Annotated in this window: 24 protein-coding genes; 12 read left to right on the top strand and 12 right to left on the bottom strand. The window is 64.2% G+C overall.

The features are described 5' to 3' along the window. Positions 1-9 precede the first annotated feature (9 nt). From ACVJNE_RS14325 to ettA, 3 genes are all read right to left on the bottom strand, one after another. On the bottom strand, positions 10-627 hold the full coding sequence (locus tag ACVJNE_RS14325; protein ID WP_499566595.1) for an MOSC domain-containing protein: 618 nt from the start codon (positions 625-627) through the stop codon (positions 10-12). A gap of 94 nt (positions 628-721) precedes the next feature. After that, entirely contained in the window at positions 722-1,843 is a 1,122-nt protein-coding gene (locus tag ACVJNE_RS14320) for a beta-ketoacyl-ACP synthase III (RefSeq protein ID WP_499566593.1), read from the bottom strand. 184 nt (positions 1,844-2,027) lie between these two features. Beyond that, on the bottom strand, positions 2,028-3,677 hold the full coding sequence (gene ettA, locus ACVJNE_RS14315) for an energy-dependent translational throttle protein EttA (RefSeq protein ID WP_444728175.1): 1,650 nt from the start codon (positions 3,675-3,677) through the stop codon (positions 2,028-2,030). On the opposite strand from ettA, the gene ACVJNE_RS14310 reads away from it, so the two are divergent. The 5 genes from ACVJNE_RS14310 (at position 3,676) to zigA (ending at position 6,783) form a co-directional block, all read left to right on the top strand. Next, positions 3,676-3,813 (top strand): hypothetical protein, encoded by a 138-nt coding sequence (locus tag ACVJNE_RS14310; RefSeq protein ID WP_421925904.1) that lies wholly within the window; start codon positions 3,676-3,678, stop codon positions 3,811-3,813. The two genes, ettA and ACVJNE_RS14310, sit on opposite strands and share 2 nt — an antisense overlap. 88 nt (positions 3,814-3,901) lie before the next feature. Beyond that, positions 3,902-4,336, top strand: a complete 435-nt coding sequence (locus ACVJNE_RS14305) for a curlin (protein ID WP_444728176.1) — start codon at positions 3,902-3,904, stop codon at positions 4,334-4,336. A 79-nt stretch (positions 4,337-4,415) separates the two neighbouring features. Next, positions 4,416-4,796 carry a curli-like amyloid fiber formation chaperone CsgH gene (gene csgH / locus ACVJNE_RS14300; protein ID WP_499566590.1) on the top strand — a complete coding sequence of 127 codons (381 nt, stop codon included), beginning with the start codon at positions 4,416-4,418 and terminating at the stop codon, positions 4,794-4,796. Positions 4,797-4,980: 184 nt separating this feature from the next. Then, the gene (locus ACVJNE_RS14295; RefSeq protein ID WP_499566588.1) at positions 4,981-5,400 is read left to right on the top strand and encodes a curlin; all 420 of its coding nucleotides are present in this window, start codon (positions 4,981-4,983) and stop codon (positions 5,398-5,400) included. Positions 5,401-5,559: 159 nt separating this feature from the next. Continuing rightward, positions 5,560-6,783 carry a zinc metallochaperone GTPase ZigA gene (zigA, locus tag ACVJNE_RS14290; RefSeq protein WP_499566586.1) on the top strand — a complete coding sequence of 408 codons (1,224 nt, stop codon included), beginning with the start codon at positions 5,560-5,562 and terminating at the stop codon, positions 6,781-6,783. Between the two features lie 24 nt (positions 6,784-6,807). Here the strand turns inward: zigA and ACVJNE_RS14285 are convergent, their stop codons facing one another. The 3 genes from ACVJNE_RS14285 to ACVJNE_RS14275 all read right to left on the bottom strand — a co-directional run bounded on the left by ACVJNE_RS14285 (position 6,808) and on the right by ACVJNE_RS14275 (position 9,480). Next, a complete protein-coding gene (locus ACVJNE_RS14285; RefSeq protein WP_499566585.1) occupies positions 6,808-7,590 on the bottom strand; it encodes an ABC transporter permease in 783 nt (260 codons plus the stop codon). Beyond that, positions 7,587-8,378 (bottom strand): ABC transporter ATP-binding protein, encoded by a 792-nt coding sequence (locus tag ACVJNE_RS14280; protein WP_499566584.1) that lies wholly within the window; start codon positions 8,376-8,378, stop codon positions 7,587-7,589. The genes ACVJNE_RS14285 and ACVJNE_RS14280 overlap by 4 nt, the downstream gene beginning before the upstream one ends. A 67-nt stretch (positions 8,379-8,445) precedes the next feature. After that, positions 8,446-9,480 carry an ABC transporter substrate-binding protein gene (locus tag ACVJNE_RS14275; protein ID WP_499566582.1) on the bottom strand — a complete coding sequence of 345 codons (1,035 nt, stop codon included), beginning with the start codon at positions 9,478-9,480 and terminating at the stop codon, positions 8,446-8,448. A gap of 240 nt (positions 9,481-9,720) precedes the next feature. Here ACVJNE_RS14275 and ACVJNE_RS14270 point away from each other — a divergent pair, with 240 nt between their 5' ends. The 6 genes from ACVJNE_RS14270 to ACVJNE_RS14245 all read left to right on the top strand — a co-directional run bounded on the left by ACVJNE_RS14270 (position 9,721) and on the right by ACVJNE_RS14245 (position 15,038). Continuing rightward, positions 9,721-10,665: an alpha/beta fold hydrolase gene (locus tag ACVJNE_RS14270; protein ID WP_499566580.1), complete on the top strand. Its 945-nt coding sequence runs from the start codon at positions 9,721-9,723 to the stop codon at positions 10,663-10,665. 135 nt (positions 10,666-10,800) lie between these two features. Continuing rightward, positions 10,801-11,976 carry a CaiB/BaiF CoA transferase family protein gene (locus ACVJNE_RS14265; RefSeq protein ID WP_499566578.1) on the top strand — a complete coding sequence of 392 codons (1,176 nt, stop codon included), beginning with the start codon at positions 10,801-10,803 and terminating at the stop codon, positions 11,974-11,976. Then, the gene (locus ACVJNE_RS14260; protein ID WP_499566577.1) at positions 11,973-13,622 is read left to right on the top strand and encodes a thiamine pyrophosphate-binding protein; all 1,650 of its coding nucleotides are present in this window, start codon (positions 11,973-11,975) and stop codon (positions 13,620-13,622) included. The genes ACVJNE_RS14265 and ACVJNE_RS14260 overlap by 4 nt, the downstream gene beginning before the upstream one ends. A gap of 408 nt (positions 13,623-14,030) precedes the next feature. Further along, on the top strand, positions 14,031-14,480 hold the full coding sequence (locus ACVJNE_RS14255; protein WP_499566575.1) for an HIT family protein: 450 nt from the start codon (positions 14,031-14,033) through the stop codon (positions 14,478-14,480). A gap of 70 nt (positions 14,481-14,550) precedes the next feature. After that, on the top strand, positions 14,551-14,829 hold the full coding sequence (locus tag ACVJNE_RS14250; RefSeq protein WP_499566573.1) for a type II toxin-antitoxin system ParD family antitoxin: 279 nt from the start codon (positions 14,551-14,553) through the stop codon (positions 14,827-14,829). Next, on the top strand, positions 14,826-15,038 hold the full coding sequence (locus ACVJNE_RS14245; protein WP_499566571.1) for a type II toxin-antitoxin system RelE/ParE family toxin: 213 nt from the start codon (positions 14,826-14,828) through the stop codon (positions 15,036-15,038). Before ACVJNE_RS14250 ends, ACVJNE_RS14245 begins: the two co-directional genes overlap by 4 nt. Positions 15,039-15,143: 105 nt before the next feature. Here the strand turns inward: ACVJNE_RS14245 and paaE are convergent, their stop codons facing one another. The 5 genes from paaE to paaA are packed head-to-tail and all read right to left on the bottom strand — an operon-like array spanning position 15,144 to position 18,790. Then, the gene (paaE, locus tag ACVJNE_RS14240; RefSeq protein WP_499566569.1) at positions 15,144-16,223 is read right to left on the bottom strand and encodes a 1,2-phenylacetyl-CoA epoxidase subunit PaaE; all 1,080 of its coding nucleotides are present in this window, start codon (positions 16,221-16,223) and stop codon (positions 15,144-15,146) included. 8 nt (positions 16,224-16,231) lie between these two features. After that, the gene (gene paaD / locus ACVJNE_RS14235; RefSeq protein ID WP_499566987.1) at positions 16,232-16,735 is read right to left on the bottom strand and encodes a 1,2-phenylacetyl-CoA epoxidase subunit PaaD; all 504 of its coding nucleotides are present in this window, start codon (positions 16,733-16,735) and stop codon (positions 16,232-16,234) included. A 5-nt stretch (positions 16,736-16,740) separates the two neighbouring features. Further along, complete coding sequence (paaC, locus tag ACVJNE_RS14230) at positions 16,741-17,502, bottom strand: 1,2-phenylacetyl-CoA epoxidase subunit PaaC (RefSeq protein ID WP_499566567.1); 762 nt, start codon at positions 17,500-17,502, stop codon at positions 16,741-16,743. Further along, positions 17,502-17,789, bottom strand: a complete 288-nt coding sequence (gene paaB, locus ACVJNE_RS14225; protein ID WP_499566566.1) for a 1,2-phenylacetyl-CoA epoxidase subunit PaaB — start codon at positions 17,787-17,789, stop codon at positions 17,502-17,504. The genes paaC and paaB overlap by 1 nt, the downstream gene beginning before the upstream one ends. Before the next feature lie 5 nt (positions 17,790-17,794). Then, the gene (gene paaA, locus ACVJNE_RS14220) at positions 17,795-18,790 is read right to left on the bottom strand and encodes a 1,2-phenylacetyl-CoA epoxidase subunit PaaA (RefSeq protein ID WP_499566564.1); all 996 of its coding nucleotides are present in this window, start codon (positions 18,788-18,790) and stop codon (positions 17,795-17,797) included. A 102-nt stretch (positions 18,791-18,892) separates the two neighbouring features. Here paaA and ACVJNE_RS14215 point away from each other — a divergent pair, with 102 nt between their 5' ends. Beyond that, positions 18,893-19,312 (top strand): PaaI family thioesterase, encoded by a 420-nt coding sequence (locus ACVJNE_RS14215; RefSeq protein WP_499566562.1) that lies wholly within the window; start codon positions 18,893-18,895, stop codon positions 19,310-19,312. Here the strand turns inward: ACVJNE_RS14215 and ACVJNE_RS14210 are convergent. After that, the gene (locus ACVJNE_RS14210) at positions 19,297-20,190 is read right to left on the bottom strand and encodes a PaaX family transcriptional regulator (RefSeq protein ID WP_499566560.1); all 894 of its coding nucleotides are present in this window, start codon (positions 20,188-20,190) and stop codon (positions 19,297-19,299) included. The two genes, ACVJNE_RS14215 and ACVJNE_RS14210, sit on opposite strands and share 16 nt — an antisense overlap. Positions 20,191-20,215: the final 25 nt, after the last annotated feature.

Genomic DNA, 20,215 nt, shown 5'->3' with positions numbered 1-20,215 from the left:
ACCTGGCGGTCAGGTCGGATAAATCCATTGTTCGGAAATGCGCACGGAAATCTCCTCGCCTGCCTCGATACGGCCCGGCTTTTCCACCCAGGCGACAAGGCCACGCAGTCGCCGCGCCACCTTGGGAAACAGCAGCGAGCCCGCCTCGTGATCGGCCATGCCGGCATTTGCAGCGACCGAACGACCGGCGACCCGACACGGCACGTTCTGCCCGTCCACCTTCAGCGTCACGCCGTTTCTGAAAAACAGCATCGTACCGGCCGGCAACATCGAAAGCTGCGGCACGCCGTCGATCAGCAGATTTGCGCCGATCCATTCCGGCTTGACCTCGTCGATCTCCATGCGTGCCGCGATTCCGGCCAACTCGTCGGGCGCGACGATCGACAGATGGCGCTCGTTGCGCATCTCCGTGCCACGCGGATACCAGGGCTCGCGCCCGCCGGAGCGTCGCGTGTGCCCGGCATGATAATCGCCGACAATCCCCTCGAAGGTAATGTCGAGCGCATCGACCGGCCGTGTCTCGAAATGATTGGCGGGCGCCAGAAAAACGCCTGCGGCCCTGGCGAGCAACTTCTTCGCCGGCCGGATCACGATTTCACCGCTGTCCGCGTCAAACAGGTCGAGCATCGTCGTCGTCCCTCGTTTCGAGCGCGCGAAGTTGCCCGCGCCCGGGACGGCAGTCCAGACAAAATCGATGATGAACCTATTTGAAAACGTGATGCTACATCATGCGCAGCAGCGCGCCCCCGATGGAATAGCCAGCACCGTATGTGCACAGGAGCCCGTAGTCGCCGGCCTGCATGTCCTTGTGGTTCTCATGCAGCGCAACCACCGCACCGGCAGCGGCCGTGTTGCCGAGCCGGTCCAGCACCATCGGCGCGCGGTCGTGGCCGACCTCCTTGCCGAAGGCGAGCTTCAGGATCATCTGGTTCATCCGCGCATTGGCCTGATGCAGCCAGAAGCGCCGTACGGTGTCGGGCGTGCGTCCATGCTCCGCCAGGAAATCGACGATGAAGCGATGGCTGGCGATCGTCACGTCCTTGAAGACCTTGTTGCCCTGCTGCTTGATGAGGTTGCCCTCCATCTGCACGACATCGACACTTTCCTGCGCGGCGCGGTTCAGATAGCCGAAGTTTGAGCGGATGTTGTTGGAGAACTGCGTCCAGTTGCGCGTTTCGATCACCTCGAAGCGGCCCGGCACGACGTCATCGGGACCAGCAGCCTCCACCAGCATGGCGGTTGCCGCATCGCCGAAGATGAAATGCGTCTGCCGGTCGCGGAAGTTGAGATGCGCAGTGATCAGCTCTGGCGTCACCACCAGCGCCCGGCGATGGGCGCCGCTGCGCACCAGGTTGAAGGCAACATGCAGGCCGGCCGCCGCCGACGAACAGCCGAGGCTCAGATCAAAGGCGGCACCGCCGGCGCCGATCTCTTTCTGGATCTCGATGCCGATCGACGGGTAGAGTCGCTGGAGATGCGAGGAAGCGCAGACGATCAAATCGACGTCGGCCGCCTCGACTCTGGCGTCGGCCAACGCATTGCGCGCGGCCGCCGCGCCGAACTCGGCCAGCACCGACAGGGCGTCATCATCGCGCGCCGGAATGCGCGGTGCCATGCGCGAGGTGTCCAGAATGCCGTCACGCGTATGCACGTGCCGGTTGAGGATGCCGGAGGCATGCGCGATGAATGCGGCGCTCGATTTCTGCAGCGGCTCCAGCCCATCTGCCGCGCGGCCCACGTTCTCCAGGTCGACCCAGCCGTTGAAGCTCTCGACCAGTTCTTCGTTGGAGATGGAGGCTTTCGGTATTTCGACGCCGAGGCCGCTGATGATGACACGCTGCATTCTACTTGTCCCGGACATGCGGCCGCACGGCCACATCGCGGCCATTTCAGGTCACGTTATCAGATAGCCCAATCTACAGACGATTGCGTTTAAGCCAACTTAACTTAGCGGCACGGCCAGCAAGGTGCCAATCCAATCCGGTGCAAGCAATGAGGGCAGCCGGTGAAGCTGCCCTCAAGAAGCGTCAGCGCGTCAGCCGCTTGTAGGTCACCCGCTTCGGGTTGACCGAATCCGGACCGAGGCGACGGATCTTGTCCTGCTCGTAATCCTCGAAGTTGCCTTCGAACCACTCGACATGGCTGTCGCCCTCGAATGAGAGGATGTGGGTCGCGAGCCGGTCGAGGAACATGCGATCGTGCGAGATGATAACGGCGCAGCCTGCGAAATTCTCCAGCGCATCCTCTAGTGCGGCGAGCGTCTCGGTGTCGAGGTCGTTGGTCGGTTCGTCGAGCAGGATGACGTTGCCGCCCGACTTCAGCATCTTGGCCAGATGCACGCGGTTGCGCTGGCCGCCGGACAGATTGCCCACCTTCTGCTGCTGGTCGCCGCCCTTGAAGTTGAACGACGAGCAATAGGCGCGGCTGTTCACCTCGTGCTTGCCAAGCTTGATGATGTCGTTGCCGCCGGAGATTTCCTCCCAGACGGTCTTGTTGGCATCGAGGTGGTCGCGGCTCTGGTCGACATAGCCGAGATGCACCGTCTCGCCGACGCGGATTTCGCCTGCATCGGGCTTCTCCACGCCGGTGATCATCTTGAACAGCGTTGACTTGCCCGCACCGTTCGGTCCGATGACGCCGACGATACCGCCGGGCGGCAGCTTGAATTCGAGGTCGTCGATCAGCAGCCGGTCGCCGAAACCCTTGGAAAGGCCGTCGGCTTCGATGACGACCTGACCCAGCCGCTCGCCCACCGGAATGACGATCTGTGCGTCGCCGGGGCGGCGGTCGTTGGCGGCGTCCACCAGCTCGTCATAGGCCCTGATACGTGCCTTCGACTTGGCCTGCCGCGCCTTCGGAGAAGACGAAATCCACTCGCGCTCGCGCGCCAGCGCCTTCTGGCGGGCGCCCTCCTCGCGCTCTTCCTGCGCCATGCGCTTGGCCTTGGCTTCCAGATAGGCCGAATAATTGCCCTCGTAGGGAATGCCACGGCCACGGTCGAGCTCGAGAATCCAGCCGGTGACATTGTCGAGGAAGTAGCGATCGTGGGTGATGATCAGCACGGAGCCCGGATATTCGCGCAGGTGCTTTTCCAGCCACGCGGTGGTCTCGGCGTCGAGATGGTTGGTCGGCTCGTCGAGGAGCAGCAGGTCTGGCTGCTGCAGAAGCAGCTTGCAGAGCGCCACGCGGCGGCGCTCGCCGCCCGACAGCTTGGTCACGTCGGCATCGCCCGGAGGGCAGCGCAGCGCTTCCATCGCCATCTCGACCTGGCTGTCGAGGTCCCAAAGGTTCTGGCTGTCGATGACGTCCTGCAGCTTGGCCGCCTCGTCGGCGGTCTCGTCGCTGTAGTCCATCATCAATTCGTTATAGCGGTCGAGGATCGCCTTCTTCTTCGCAACCCCCTCCATGACGTTGCCCATCACGTCCTTGGATTCGTCGAGCTGCGGCTCCTGCGGCAGGTACCCGCAGGTCGCCCCGTCGGCCAACCACGCCTCACCGGTGAACTCCTTGTCGAGCCCGGCCATGATCTTGAGAATGGTCGACTTACCCGCCCCGTTGGGGCCGAGAATGCCGATCTTGGCGTCGGGATAGAAGGAAAGGTGGATGTTCTCCAGCACCTTCTTGGGGCCGTAGGCCTTGGTGAGGCCCGACATGTGATAGATGAACTGGCGTGCCATGGCGCGCGAAGACTCCGTTGTTCCTGTGCGGGAAGAAATGGTCGGCGCGTATGTAGGCGAAACGGCGCGCAAGGGCAATGACGCAGGCCAGCGCGGCGCATTCTCCGCTCCCCATTTTCCGGTGAACGCCGGCTGAACGCCCGGTTCAGGACCGGTTCTGACTGCCTCGGCGATAGTGGCATCGTTCTCGAAACGAACACCACACAAGACCCGGAGCAAACGCCATGAACACGAAACTCTTCATCACCGCCGCCGTCGCAGCCGTCATCGGTTTCACCTCGGCTCCCGCAATGGCCAACAGCGTCTGGCTGGACCAGTTCGGTCATCGCAATGAGGCAGGCGGCCGCCAGACCGGCTACAACAATGCCATCGGCATCCATCAGGACGGCTCGCGCAACAGCGCCATCGGCAACCAGCGCGGCGGCCGCAACACCATCGCCATCGGCCAGAACGGCTGGCGGAACACCGTTCGCGCAGAACAGCGCGGCCGCTTCAACGAGGCTGGTGCGGCCCAGTTCGGCACCAACCACAATTCGATCATCATCCAGGACGGACGCGGCAACATCGCTGCAGGCGTTCAGGTGGGTAACGGCTGCGATGCGGAAGTCAGGCAGAACGGCAGCGGCAACGTCGCAGCCTTCGTGCAGACCTGCCGCTGAAGCCGATGACCGCCACCGCATGGCCGGGAGGTGCGACGGACGCCCTCCCGGCATTCTTCCCGCAACAAGGAGCACGACCATGACCATCGGACGCAAGCATCTGCCTATCCTCGCCCTCGGCGTGGCGGCAACCATCGGTGCGGGCTTCGCGGCGGCCGGCAACGGCCAGGCCAGCGGCCCCCTTTCCTGCGAGATCGTCGCCACCCCCTCCGGCGGCATGACAGCCATCGAAGGCGTGGCGCACAGCAACGCGGCAGTGACCGGCAACTACCGGCTGCGCGTCAGCGGCCCCGGCACCAATATCAGCCAGGGCGGACCGTTCGACGCCGCCGCGGGCCGCCCGGCCACGCTGGGTTCCGTCATGCTTGGCGGTTCCGGCGGCAGCTACGACGTGCGGCTGGAAGTCGAGGCCGTCGGCGCCAGCGTTTCCTGCTCGGAACGCATCGGTAGCTGGCTCTGAACGACCATGCCACAGCCGACGAACGAAGCTCCGGCCCCGCCGGGGCTTTTTTCTTTGTCGGCCATGCCGGCGCGACTGCCCCAGGCTGTTAACGCCACATGAACGCGCGGTTCCGAACCGGTTCAGGCACCTGGCGGCATGATCGCTCCATAGAATGCAACGCAGCTTCAAGAGGAGAACGACCATGATCCGCACCACCCGCAAGACGCTCGCCGCAACCCTCGCCGCAGCAACCATCGCGACTGCAGCGCTGAGCGCTGTCCCTGCCCATGCCGGCGGCTCGCTCAGCGTCCATCTTCAGCCCCGCAATGCCCAGGAAGAACAGGCAATGCGCGCAGGCTTGACCATCTACTCCATCGCCAACGCGGTTAAGGGCGGTGCCAGCATCAAGCAGCTCGGCAACGGCAATGCCGGCGGCATCGCGCAGAATGGTTGGGGCAATCAGGGCATCGTCCACCAGGAAGGCAACGGTCACAATGGTTCGATCACCCAGAACGGCAACGGTAACGCCTACGGCCTGTTTCAGTTCGGTCGCAACACCAATGGCCATGTCGTGCAGAACGGCAATGGCGGCACCGGCGCGACCTTCCAGTTCGGTTGGTAAGCTCGCACTTTCATCCTCGGTTTCAGCAGGCCCGCCAAGCGCGGGCCTGTCGCTTTTTTTTGAGGACCGCTCCGCCACCCCGAGCAAGCGCGCTTGCCCCAGCCGAGCTATTAATGTAATAACATTACACTCCTTACTCACATAGCGCGAGAGCATCTTATGTCCGCCCAAATCAGCCCGCAGCCACGCCTTCCCGTCACCGTCCTCTCCGGCTTCCTGGGCGCAGGCAAGACCACGCTTCTCAACCACGTGCTCAACAATCGCGAGGGGCGCCGCGTCGCCGTCATCGTCAACGACATGAGCGAAGTGAACATCGATGCGGCACTGGTGCGAGAAGGCGGCGCGAACCTTTCCCGGACGGACGAGCAACTGGTCGAGATGACCAATGGCTGCATCTGCTGCACGCTGCGCGACGACCTGTTGCACGAGGTCCGGCGGTTGTCGCAGGAAGGCCGTTTCGATTACCTGCTCATCGAGGGCACGGGCATCGCAGAGCCCCTGCCCGTTGCGACCACGTTCGATTTCCGCGACGAGAAAGGCGAAAGCCTCTCGGACGTTGCCCGCCTCGACACGATGGTGACGGTGGTCGACGCCGCGAACCTGCTGAAGGATTACGCTTCTTCCGATTTCCTGCGCGACCGCGGCGAGACGGCAGGGGCGGCCGACGACCGCGCGCTGGTCGACCTGTTAGTCGAACAGATCGAGTTCGCCGATGTGATTGTGCTCAACAAGATCTCCGACACGTCCGCGCACGAGCTCGACCTCGCCCGCAAGATCGTTCGCGCGCTCAATCCCGAAGCCGAGCTGATCGAAACGGATTTCGCCCGCGTGCCGCTCACCCGGGTGCTCGATACCGGCCTCTTCGACTTTGAAAAGGCGCAGAGCAACCCGCTCTGGTTCAAGGAGTTGAACGGCTTCCGGGACCACGTTCCCGAGACCGAGGAATACGGCATTCGCTCGTTCGTCTACCGCGAGAGGCGGCCCTTCGACCCTCAAAAGCTGCAGGCCTTCGTCAACCGCTCGTGGCCGGGCGTGGTGCGCGCCAAGGGGTTCTTCTGGCTGGCGACGAGACCGCATCACGTCGGCGAACTCAGCCAGGCCGGCGCGCTGGTGCGCACCGGCAAGCGTGGCCTGTGGTGGGCATCCGTTCCCAAACACCAGTGGCCGGACCATCCCGAATGGCGGGCGGCCATGCGGCCCTACCTCGACCCCATCTGGGGTGACCGCCGTCAGGAACTCGTCTTCATCGGCTGCGACCCCATGGACGAAGACAGGATTCGCGCCGAACTCGACGCATGCCTCGTGCCGGAACGCGATTTCATGCCCGGCCGCTGGCGCGATCTCGCCGACCCCTTCCCCAGCTGGGACCGGCAAGCCGCTTGACGTGAGGCGTCATGCGTCGACGGGTTACACCTGAGCCATCTGGCTGCGATGCGCCCAGCCGGTCATCCGCATCTCCACCCAGGCCATCACCGCGTACATGATGATGCCTTCGATGGCGAGCATGATGAGGCCGGCCCATACCAGCGGCACGTTGAACTGGCTCTGGGCGGCCAGCATCATGTGACCGAGACCGGAATTTGCAGCGACCGTCTCGGCAATCACCGAGCCGACGAAGGCGAGCGTGATCGCGATCTTCAGCGAGCCGAAGAAATAGGGCATCGAGCGCGGAATGCCGACCTTCAGCATGATGTCCATCTTCTTCGCGCCGAGCGCGCGCAGCACATCCTCCATCTCCGGCTCGATCGTCGCGAGCCCGGTTGCGACGTTCACGACGATCGGGAAGAACGCAATCAGAAAGGCCGTCAGTATCGCGGGGATCGTGCCGATGCCGAACCAGATGACGAGGATCGGCACCACCGCCACCTTGGGGATGGCGTTGAAGCCGACCATCAAAGGGTAAAGCCCGGCATAGATGAACCGCGACCAGCCGACGAGGATGCCGAGCGCCAGCCCGCCGACGACAGCCAGTATAAAGCCGACCGTGGTCGTGTAGAGCGTCTGCAGCGAGTTCTTCCAGATCGCCGGCCAGTACTGCCAGATCGCCCCGGCAATGTTGGTTGGCGCGGGCAGCAGATAAGGCGGCAGGTTGAAGACCCGCACAGCCAGTTCCCACACGATGAAGAGCCCGCCCGTGTAGAGCCATGGCGCGGCCTTCACCCAGTCGAACCCCTTCGATTGCGCACTCATGCCGCTTTCCTCGCATCCGCGATGTCGCCGCGCAGCTCGTGCACGATGTCGTTGAAATCGGACTGGTAGAGAATTTCCAGGTCGCGCGGGCGCGCGAACGGGACGGTCTGGTTCTTGATGATGCGGCCCGGCCTCGCGCTCATGACGAAGATGCGGTCGGCAAGGAACACCGCTTCGCGCAGATCATGCGTCACGAGAACGATTGTCACGCCTTGAGCTGCATGCAGGTCGCGGATCACGCACCAGAGTTCCTCGCGGGTGAAGGAATCGAGCGCACCGAACGGCTCGTCGAGCATCAGCAGGTCAGGCTCGTGTATCAGCGCGCGGCACAGATTGGCGCGCTGCTGCATGCCGCCGGAAAGCTGCCAGGGATATTTCTGGCCGAAGCCCTTCAGGCCGACGGTCTCCAGCAGCTTCTCGGCCTTTTCGACATATTCGGCCTTGTGACGACGCAGTCGGTGGCGGTGACGGTCGACCACCTCCAGCGGCAGCAGGATATTGTCGAGCGTGGTCCGCCAGGGCAGCATTGTCGGGTTCTGGAAGGCCATGCCGACGATGTTGACCGGTTTCGTCACCCGCGCGCCGGCAACGGTCACCGCCCCCTTTTGCGGGATGTAGAGCCCGGTGACGAGCTTCATCAATGTCGACTTGCCGCAGCCCGACGGCCCGACAACAGCGGCGAACTCGCCGGTTGCGACTTCAAGTGACAGGCCCTCAACCGCCAGCAGGCCCTGCGGGCCGCCATAACGCATGTCGACGTCCTGAATGGTGACGAGTGGTTCGCTCATCTGCCCTCTGCTGCCCTGGAGATAAACATGCGGGAGCCGACGGCTCCCGCATCAGCGCCTGATCTGGTCAGGGCAGCATCCGCTCTTCCTTGGGCGGCAGGTACGAAGCATCGAACACGTCGCCGGGACCGACGGCTCCTTTGAGCCCCATCGAGACCTTCAGATACTCGATCGACTGGGCGAGCTTGGCCTCATCGATGCCGCCGAAGCCGTTCTCCACCACGTAGGGCGTCTTGATGTTGAGCGCATTGGCCATGTCGAGGCGTTCGCGCTCGATGTCGGCGTTGAGCACTTCGTTGCGCTTCATCACGGCCGCAACACCCGCGTCTGGATCGGCAACCGCGTCGGCGAAGCCCTTGGCGAGCGCCTTGAGGAAGCCCTTGACCGCTTCGGGGTTGGCCTCGGCGAAGTCGGTGTTGATGAGGATCGAATTTCCGTAGAGGTCGAGGCCATTCTCCGCCATCAGGATCATCGAGATGTCATCGGCCGGCACGCCCTGCGCCTTGAGGTTGAGCACCGAGGAGAACGCGAAGCCGAAAATGCCAGCGACCTGCCCCTGCGCCAGCATTGGTTCGCGCACCGGGAAGCCGACGCTCTCGATCGTCACCTTGGATTCGTCGATGCCGGCGGCCTGGACGAAGGCCGCCCATTGCGCAAACGCTCCATCCGGCGGCGGCGCCCCCAGCTTCTTTCCTTCCACGGACTTCGGATCCTCGGTGACCCCGAGCGACTTGCGGCCGATGATGGAGAAAGGCGGGCGCTCGTAGACGACCATCGCGGCACGAATCTTTTGCGACGGGTCCTCGTCGAGGAACTTGATCAGCGAATTGATGTCGCCGAAGCCCATCTGGTAGGCACCGGTCGCAACACGCGGGATCGCCTCGACCGACCCGTTGCCGGAATCGATCGTGACGTTGAGGCCCTCGGCCTCGAAATGCCCGTTGTCGATGGCGAGGAAGAAGCCGGCCGCCGGTCCCTCGAACTTCCAGTCGAGCGTGAACTTGATGTCGGTCTGCGCGGCGGCCGGCGCGGCAATCGCGCCCATGGCGATACCGCCGGCCAACAAGGTCGCGGCCAGCGAAAACGATCTGCGTGTGAACATTGGAACCCCATCCGGATAGACGTTTATTTTTATGCCGGCATGAAACAGCCTGCCGGCACGCTTGGCAAGCCCTTCGCCTAACCGTTAAGCACCATCAGGCGATGCCCATTTCTCGCGCATTTCTGAGCGAAGGATCATGATTTCCGCCGATTTGCCGGCTTCGTCGGCGCGCAGGGATAGCCTGACGATAGACTTCGCGCTACGGCTTGAAAGTCTTTCGCACAAAATACGAATACCGCTATGACCTTCGACACGCAGAGAACCGTGGAATCGCCGACAGGCGCAACGCTCAATCTCTACACCGCCGCCCCAAAGGGGCCGCGCGCAGTGGTGCAGCTCAACCACGGCCTTTCCGAGCATGCCGCCCGCTATGTGAGTTTCGCGGCGTTCCTGAAGGCTCGTGGCGTCGCGCTCTACGCGCACGATCATCGCGGTCATGGCCATACGAAGGCTCCCGATGCGCCCCTCGGCCACTTCGGTAAGGAACCCGCCGCCCATAAGGTGGTCGCCGACGTCGCCGCCGTGCATGACGCCATCGCCCGCGACCATCCCGACGTGCCGGTCATCGTCTTCGGCCATTCGATGGGCTCGCTGATCGCCATGAACTTCATGCTGAAACACGCGGACCGGGCAGCCGGAGCAGCGATCTGGAACTGCAATTTCTCCGCAGGCGCTCTCGGCAGGCTCGCGCAACTCGTGCTCGCATGGGAAACCTTCCGGCTAGGTTCGGACGTGCCCTCGCGCATCCTCCCGAAACTGACGTTCGGGGCATGGGCCAAGGAGGCGAGCGATGGCCGCACGCCTTTCGATTGGCTGTCGCGCGACCAGGCGGAAGTAGACATCTATATCGCCGATCCCCTGTGCGGGTGGGATCCGTCCGTCGGCATGTGGAAGGCCGTATTCGACTTCGTCTTCGCCGGCGCGGACGACCGCAATTTCGCGGACATCCCGAGGAACATGCCATTTCACTTGATTGGCGGTAGCGGTGACCCCGAATCCCGCTTCGGCAAGACCGTCACGCATCTTGCCGAGCGCATGCGGCGGATGGGCTTTTCGAATCTCGTTTCAACGATTTACCCGGAAACCCGCCACGAATCTCTCAACGAGTTGAATCGCGACGTCATCATGGCCGACTTCGGCAGGTGGATCGACGATGCAGTGCTGGGCACCGGCGGGACACGCTAGCCGCCCGTGGAGTGGAGGCTGCAGCGGCGCCACGCGGATCATGCATAAACGGCATTATCCTATTCGGAGTTTTCGGTTAACCGATCCCGGCCGATCTGCTAGGCACGCGGGACTGCAAAGGGAGCCTGCAAAGCCATGGCCGAACCGCCGCTCAAGGGCGTACGCGTGATCGAACTCGCCCGCATCCTCGCCGGGCCTTGGGCGGGTCAGGTGTTGGCCGACCTTGGCGCGGACGTCATCAAGGTGGAAAATCCCGACGGCGGCGACGATACCCGCAAATGGGGGCCGCCCTTCGTCATGGGCCATGACGGCGAGAACCTGTCGGCCGCCTACTACCACTCCACAAATCGCGGCAAGCGCTCCATCGCCATCGATTTCTCGACGCCCGAGGGCGCCGAAACCATCCGCAAGCTCGTCAAGACGGCGGATGTGCTGATCGAGAACTTCAAGATGGGTGGGCTCAGGAAATACGGGCTCGACTACGACAGCCTCAAGGCGATCAACCCGCGCCTCGTCTACTGCTCGATCACCGGCTTTGGACAGGACGGCCCGTATGCCCCGCGCGCGGGCTACGACTTCATCATCCAGGGCATCGGCGGCCTGATGTCGATCACCGGCGAGCCGGGCCGCGAGCCGCAAAAGGTTGGCGTCGCCGTCTCCGACATCTTCACGGGCCTCTATTCGGTGATCGCGATCCAGGCCGCCCTGCGCCATGTGGAGGCCACCGGCGAAGGGCAATACATCGACATGGCGCTGCTCGACACGCAGGTATCGGTGCTGGGCAACCAGAACCTCAACTATCTCGTTTCCGGCAATGCGCCGGTTCAGATGGGCAATGCCCATATGAACATCTCGCCATACGAAGTGCTGCCAGTGAAGGACGGCTTCTTCATTCTCGCCGTCGGCAATGACGGCCAGTTCCAGCGCTTCTGCAAGGTGGTAGGCCTCGACCATCTGACGACCGATCCGGACTTCGCCACCAATCCGGCGCGCGTAGCCAATCGTGCCCGGCTGCGCGAGCAACTCGTCGCTACGCTGGCAGACTGGGAACGCGAGGCGCTGCTGCCGCTGCTGGACAAGGCGGCGGTGCCGGCAAGCCCCATCAACAACATCGCCGAGATGTTTGCCGACCCGCAGGTGATCGCGCGCGGTATGCGCGTGGACCTCGACGACGGCCAGGGCAATACCCTGCCCTCGGTACGCGCGCCGATGGTGATGAGCGGCACACCTCTGAAATACGAGCGCCCCTCCCCGCGACTGGGGCAGCACACGCACGAAATCCTCGCAGAACTGGAGAAACGCGGAAAATGAGAACCGGCGGACAACTCATCGTCGACACGCTCGAGGCCAATGGCGTCGAACGCATCTATTCCGTGCCGGGCGAAAGCTATCTCGCCGTTCTCGACGCGCTGCACGATTCCAGTATCGAGAATATCGTCTGCCGGCAGGAAGGTGGTGCGGCGATGATGGCCGATTGCGAGGGACGGCTGACGGGCAGGCCCGGCATCTGCTTCGTCACCCGCGGCCCCGGCGCTACCAACGCGTCGGCGGGCATCCACATCGCCCAGCAGGATTCCAACCCGCTGATCATCTTCGTCGGCCAGATCGCGCGCGGCATCAAGGAGCGCGAGGCCTTCCAGGAGGTCGACTACAAGGCTTTCTACGGCTCGATGGCCAAGTGGGTGGTGGAGATCGACGACGCCCGCCGCGTTCCCGAACTCGTCACCCGCGCCTTCGCGGTCGCGACCTCTGGAAGGCCCGGTCCGGTGGTGGTCTCGCTGCCGGAGGACATGTTGCGCGACGAGGTCGAGGCGCCCGCGCCCCTGCCCTTCGTGCCGGTGGAAACCCGTCCTGGCGAACCTGAGATGAACCGCCTCGTCGAGCTGCTCAGCGCAGCGGAACGTCCGTTCATGGTGCTTGGCGGCACGCGCTGGACCGAGGAGGCCGTAAAACAGGTGTGCGCCGGCATCAGCAGGTGGAAGCTGCCGGTGGGTTGCTCCTTCCGTCGCCAGACGCTCTGCGACCAGCTCCACGATTGCTATGCCGGAGACATCGGCATCGGCGCCAATCCGAAGCTTGCGCAATACATCAAGGACGCCGATCTCGTTCTGCTGGTGGGTTGCCGCTTCGGCGAGATGCCGTCGGCGGACTATACCCTGCTGAAAAGCCCCTACCCCGACCAGAAGCTTGTGCATGTGTTCCCCGAACCGGAGGAACTGGGCCGCGTCTACCGGCCCGAACTGCCGATCAACGCGTCCAACACCGCCTTCGCAGAGGCGTTCGCGCGCACCGCGCCTGAGACAACGCCGCGCTGGGCAAACCGGACCGAGGAGCTGCACCAGAGCTATCTCGAATGGTCGACGCCGCCGCAGGACGGCGCCGGCGAGGTCAAGATGGGCCGCGTGATGGCGTGGCTGGAAGAGAACCTGCCCGAAGACGTCATCGTCACCAACGGGGCCGGCAACTTCGCAACCTGGATGCACCGTTTTCACCGCTACCGCCGCTTCAACGGGCAGGCTGCCCCCACGTCGGGGTCGATGGGCTACGGCGTGCCGGCCGGCGTTGCTGCCAAGGGCATCTTCCCGGACCGCGAAGTGGTGATCTGGGCTGGCGACGGCGATTTCATGATGCACGGGCAGGAGTTCGCGACCGCCGTGCAACATGGCCGGAACGTCATCGTGGTGATCCTCAACAACGGCATCTATGGCACGATCCGCATGCATCAGGAGCGCGATTATCCTGGCCGCGTTTCGGGCACGACACTGAAGAACCCGGACTTCGCAGCCTATGCCCGCGCCTTCGGCGGCCACGGCGAGACGGTGACGAAAACGGAAGAGTTCGCTCCGGCTTTCGAACGGGCGCGGGCCAGCGGCATGCCGGCGATCATAGAGGTGAAGCTGGACCCGGAAGCGATCACGCCGACACGCACGCTGACGCAGATCCGCGAAGGCAGCTGACAATCAGGCCGGTCCGCAGCATCAGGCAACGAACCGGCATGCGGCGCGTTGACCTCATGCTTCGGGCCGCGTCAACCGGGCGTGGCGGTAAGGCGAACGAAGGGATTTTCCCGGTTTCTTCCTTCGGCCAACGAAACGGCAGACGAGCGCCTGTCCCGCCCGGCCCGAAGCTGCTCTTTCGAGATTAGTCCCCGGCACAGACGGTGAAAACGCTGCACCGCTTGCGCAGCGGCCCGCAGTTGGTATAGCTGCGACCATGAACGCCGACCCGCGCCACGACAAGCGAATGCAGGGCCCCGACCGTCACTTCAACGTGCGGGGCTGCGGGAGCGCGTGCTCTTGAATTGAAACGCTGCTGGCCCCGGCGGACGGTCGGGGTTGCATCGCAGCGTGTTCACGGAGAGAGCCATGAAAACCCTTGCTTCGAACTGCCTGTTCTGCGCTATCGGCAAGCGCGACATCCCATCCAGCATCGTCTGGGAAGATGACGACATCGTCGCCTTCCTCGACATTAGCCCGATCCGTCCCGGCCACATCCAGATCATCCCGCGCGCGCACTATCCGTATTTCGACGACCTGCCGGCGGCACTCGCGTCCCGCATCCTGGAGACCGGGCAGCGCCTCGCGCCGGTTCTGAAGGAGACTTATGCGGTCGAGCGCGTCGCGTTCCTGTTTACCGGCGGCGACATTCCCCACGCCCACGCGCATCTGGTGCCGATGGTTGCCGGCGACGACATCACCTCGCGGCGCTACATCACGGAGGAAATAGTGACCTATCGCGCCACGCCGCGCGTTCCCGATCAGGAATTACGGGAGACGGCCGCGCGCCTGCGTGCCCTCCTCTGGGCGCGAGACTGACGGCGGGAGCGTTGGCGTCTTTCGAAAGCCATGGTATGAATCCTTCATACCATGGCGAAAGGACACGACCATGAACAAGATCGACCGTCGCACCGTGAGCCTGCCTGTCGAGCAGGCCGACTACATCGACAAGCTCGTTGAGTCTGGCGAGTACGGCTCCGCCAGCGAGGTCGTGCGCGCGGGCATCCGCGCATTGCAACAGCACGACCGCGCAATCGAACACTGGCTGCGGACGGAAGTGGCGGAGACGTATGACCGGGTCAAAGCGGGTAAGGAACGCATGATCCCGATCGCAGACGTGATGGCGGAGCTGCGCCGACGTCGGGCTGATCGCGATAGTCAATCATGAAATCGCGAAAGGTGTCATTGTCCGAGAGTGCACAGCAAGACCTTTTCGATATCGAAGTCTGGCTGGAGGCGCGGACAAGCAAGAGCTTCGCGCGCAGCTATACTGATCGTCTTGTCGACTACTGCATGAGGCTGGACATCGCGTCACGACGAGACACCCCTCGCGACGATGTGTTGCCCGGCCTGCGCATCGTCGGCTTCGAGCGGTGACTGACGATCGCATTCGCCGTTCACGACGACCGCGTCGAAATTCTCCGTATCTTTCGGGGCGGCCGCGACTGGGAAGCGGACCTGTCCGAGGACTGACGTCGCCGCTCACGCCGCGTCGAAATCGAGCACCAGTCTTTTCGAGGTCGGGCGCGTCTGGCAGGCGAGCGTGAAGCCGGCCTCGATTTCCCATGGCTGCAGGGAGTAGTTGACCGCCATTTCGGCCTCGCCCTCGGCGACCCGACAGCGACAGGTGCAGCACATGCCGCCGGCGCAGGAATAGGGAATTTCCAGCCCCGCCCGATGCGCCGCGTCGAGCACGGTTGCATCCGTCTCGGCCATCGGGAACGCGCGACGTACGCCGTCGAGCACGACCTCGATCTCGACGCCGGCTTCCGCCGCATCCTGCGCCCTGGCCGAGCGCGGGCGCGGTGCCGGCGCATCGCCAGAGGGCGTGAACCGTTCGAAACGGATGCGATCCCCCTCGACACCCAACCCCTTCAGCGCGGTCGAGACCTCGTCGATCATCTCCCCCGGCCCGCACAGGAAGATGCCGTCGGCCGCGGCCACGTCGGTCAGGCCGCGATTTGCCAGTTCGGTGATGCGGGCGCCGTCGATGCGGCCATTGAAAAGCTCGACATCCTGCGCCTCGCGCGAAAGCAGATGCACGACCGAGAAACGGCGCATGTGCCGGTCCTTCAGGTCATCCAGTTCCTCGCGGAACATGATCGTGTCGGTCGAGCGGTTGCCGTAGATCAGCGTGATCGTGCTGTCGGGCTCGTGGCCGAGAACGGTCTTGGCGATCGACAGCATCGGAGTGATGCCGGACCCCGCCGCGATTAGGATGTAGTCGTGCCGCTCGCCGGCCAGCGAGGTGAAACGGCCCTCCGGCGGCATCACCCGGATCGTGTCGCCCACGGAAAGGCGCTCGTTGACGAAGCTGGAGAACCGACCGTCTGCCACCCGCTTGACGCCGACGCGCAGGGTCGGCTCGCCGGGCGCGGAGCAGATCGAGTAGGAACGCCGGGCCTCCTTTCCGTCGATGTCGGTAGCAAGCGTGAGGTACTGGCCGGGGCGGAAGGCGAAGGTTTCCCTCAGCGCGTCCGGTATCTCGAAGGCGACGGCAACCGCCTCGGGCGTTTCGCGCGCAATCGCAGCAACTTTGAGGTCGTGAAATCTGGGTGCCATGACGGTTCCTAGATGCACTTGAAATAGTCGAACGGTTCCCGGCACGCCGTGCAGCGGTACAACGCCTTGCAGGCCGTGGAGCCGAATTCGGAGACACGCTCGGTGTGCGGTGAGCCGCACTGTGGGCAATCCACCTGCGTCTCGCCGAACAGCGCACGGATCGAGTTGGAAGCCTTCACTGGCGGCGCAATGCCGTAGGCGCGCAGCTTCTGGCGGCCGTCCTCGGTGATCCAGTCGGTCGTCCAGGCGGGCGAGATGACACGCTCGACGCGCGCGTCGAAGCCCGCTTCGCGCAGCGCCGTCTCGACGGCCAGCTCGATCGCCAGCACCGCCGGACAGCCCGAATAGGTCGGCGTCACCCGGGCGACCGCGACGCCGTCAAGGATTTCAACCGAGCGCAGAATACCGAGATCGGCCACCGTGACGCAGGGCACCTCCGGGTCGGGCACGGATGCGGCGGCCGCGTAGGCACGGGCGGCGCCGCCATCCTTACGGGCCGACAGGACAGCCAGTGCGCTCACCAAACCGCCCCCGGATAAGTTCGCTGGATGTGCTGCAATTCGGCAAGCAGGTAGCCCATCGCCTCGCCGTGGCGACCCTGCCGTCCGCCGGTCTGCGGCCAGGCGGTCTCCGGCATGTCAAGAAAGGCTTCGGCGAACACGCGCTGGACCGTAGAGTCGAAGCTCGACCGCAAGGAGGCCGGCGCCGGCGCGATGCCCGCCTGTGAAACGGCTTCGCTTACCGCGTCCGTCTCGAACAGCTCGTCGACATAGGGCGCCAGCGCCTCGACGGCCGCCTTCATGCGGGCGGCGCTTTCCTCGGTGCCGTCGCCCAGCCGGATGACCCACTCCCCGCAATGGCGGATATGATACGCGACTTCCTTGACTGCCTTGGCGGCGATGCCGGCCAGCGTCTCGTCGGTGGAGGCGGACACCTTCTCCCAGAACGGGTACATGAAAGCCGCGAAATAGAACTGGCGCAGCATGGTGTGCGCGAAATCGCCGTTGGGCCGCTCGACCAACAGGCAGTTCAAATAGTCGCGCTCGCGGCGCAGGTAGGCAAGATCGTCCTCGCTGCGCCCCTTGCCCTCGACTTCGCCCGCATACTGGTAGAGCGCCCGTGCCTGGCCGATCAGGTCGAGCGCGATATTGGGCATCGCAAGGTCTTCCTCGAGCATCGGCGCATGGCCGCACCATTCCGACAGGCGATGGCCGAGGATCAGGTGATCGTCGGCGAGCCTGAGCAGGAAGGTGACGAGATGGTCGCGCGAAACGTCCATCACATATGCCCCACATCGTCGGGAATCTTGTAGAAGGTCGGGTGCCGGTAGACTTTCGACAGCGCCGGCTCGAAATTTTCGTCCTTGTGGTCGGGATCGGAAGCGACGATCGCGGCCGAAGGCACGACCCAGATCGAAACGCCCTCGCCGCGCCGCGTATAGACGTCGCGTGCCGCCTGCAGCGCCATCACCTCGTCGGCTGCGTGCACCGAGCCGCAATGCTTGTGCGCAAGCCCGTTGCGCGGCCGGATGAAGACTTCCCACAGCGGGATTTCGTTGCTTGCCATGTCTCTCACTCCGCCGCCATCTTCGCCGCCTCGCGGCGTATCTTGCGCTTCTCTGCATGTGCAAGGGCCGCCTCGCGCACCCAGGCGCCTTCGTCCCAAGCCTTCTGCCGGGCAGCCAGCCGTTCCTTGTTCATCGGACCGCCGCCCTTGACCACGCGCCAGAACTCGTCCCAGTCGATCGCACCGAAATCGTAGTGGCCGCGCTCCTCGTTCCAGTTCAGGTCCGGGTCGGGAAAGGTCAGGCCGAGGAATTCGCCCTGCGGCACGGTGGAATCCACGAATTGCTGGCGCAGCTCGTCATTGGTGAAGCGCTTGATCTTCCAGCGCATCGACTGGTCGCCGTGCTGGCTGTCGGAATCGTGCGGGCCGAACATCATCAGCGACGGCCACCACCAGCGGTTCAGCGCGTCCTGCGCCATCTCCTTCTGTTCCGGCGTGCCGTTCGCCAGCGTCATCATGATCTCGTAGCCCTGGCGCTGGTGGAAGCTCTCTTCCTTGCACACCCGGATCATGGCGCGGGCGTAGGGCCCGTAAGAGCAGCGGCAGAGCGGGATCTGGTTCATGATCGCCGCCCCGTCGACCAGCCAGCCGATGGCGCCGATGTCAGCCCAGGTGAGCGTCGGATAGTTGAAGATGGACGAATACTTCGCCTTGCCCGCCAGCAGCTCCTCGGTCATCCCCTCGCGCGAAACGCCCAGCGTCTCGGCAGCGGAATAGAGGTAGAGCCCATGGCCGCCCTCGTCCTGCACCTTGGCCAGAAGAGCCGCCTTGCGGCGGAGCGAAGGCGCCCGCGTTATCCAGTTGCCCTCCGGCAGCATGCCGACGATCTCCGAGTGAGCGTGCTGGCCGATCTGGCGGACCAGCGTGCGGCGATAGCCCTCCGGCATGGGGTCGTTCGGTTCGATCTTTTCTTCTGCGTCGATGCGCTTCTGGAAAGCGTCGAGAAAGGCCTGGTCCTCAGCCGAATCCGTCTTCGCGCCGATCAATCCCTGGCTATACATGGCAGTTCCTCCATGGTCGGATGATAGCATATCCGTCCGCTATCCATATGTAACGAAATTTTCGATAGATTGCAACAATTCGTAACACGTTAGAGGGGCAGCATGCCGCAATTCGGAATGGAGCAGGCGCAGAAGACACTGGAGACCGTGTTCGCGCCGTGGATCGTCGAGCTGGGATTGAGGCCGGTTTCGTTCGATGAGAGCGGCGGCAGTTTCGTGCTGCCGCATAACGACCGGCTGGTCCATGTCGGCGGTGTGGTCTGCGGTCAGGCGACCGCGTCGGCGGCGGATACGGCCTGCGTGGTGACGCTGGCAGCGCTGAACGGGCGATTCCGCATCTGCACGACCGTGGACCTGACCACCCATTTCATCCGGCCGCTAAAGCCGGGGGACATCGAAATCCGTGTCGAGGTACTGTCGAACGGCAAGCGCATGGCCTACGCGCGCGTCGAGATGAAAGCGAAGGGCGACACGCGCGTCGCCGTCACCGCGACTTCGGCTTTTGCCTATCTGGAGGACTGACGCGGGTCGCGCCAGCGCCGCGCCAGCGCGGACTGATCGACGGGCTCCGGGAGACCGGCCATATCGAGCCACACCTCGCTAGTCTCTGCCAACACTTCGTGGATGTCGCGCGCGATCGAACGCGCCTGCGCCCCCGGCCATGATGGCGGCAGCAGCGCACCCGGCAGGCCGGGATCGCGCAGAACGATCCGCCGCCAGTCGTGGACGAGAAGCGTGCGCGCGGCGATGGCATCGATCGGCACTAGCACGGAGCCGTTCCGCAATGCCTCGTGAAGCGGGCGGAACGCTGCAATGAAGGTATGGTAAGCCTCGGCTATCTCCTGCGAGGGCCATAATTCACGAAACGCCTCGGGGTGTTCCGCGCTTTCACCGTGGATGACGAGCATGCCGGCAAGCGCCTCGGTCGCATCGGGCGCGTCGTCGGTTTCCGGCCGCATATGGACCCCGCCATTGATCCGCACGAAACCGAGTGCCGGCAGTTCGCTGCCTTGCGCGTTCGCGCCCGGCGCAGCTACGGCAACAGTCCACTTGCCCGCCCATCCCGGCGGGCCGGCCGCATAGATGCGCCGTGTGGCGAGGTCAAAGGCGTGGCGACCGTGTTCGTCCAGGCTGAAGAACGAATGCCGCCCACGCCGATCGCGCGTTACCCACTTGTCCCCGGCCAGCCGCGACAGCGCGGTGCGCAGGGCGCCCGGCTCGATGCGCAGCCGCGCCATGATGTCCTGCAGCACGGTGAGCGGCACGCGCCCGCCGCGAGGCACCACAGCATCGCCGAAAATCGTGATGACCAGCGACCAGACGCGTGGACGCCCGCGTTCATGCAGGTTCGCAATCAGGGTTTCGAGGGCGGCAACGGCCGGATCGGCGGACTTTGGCATAAGGCCATCAGATGGCACGACGGCG

Source organism: Mesorhizobium sp. DxT (assembly GCF_058448885.1).
Note: the sequence above shows the minus strand (reverse complement) of the source record. Positions and strands in the feature narration are given on the sequence as shown.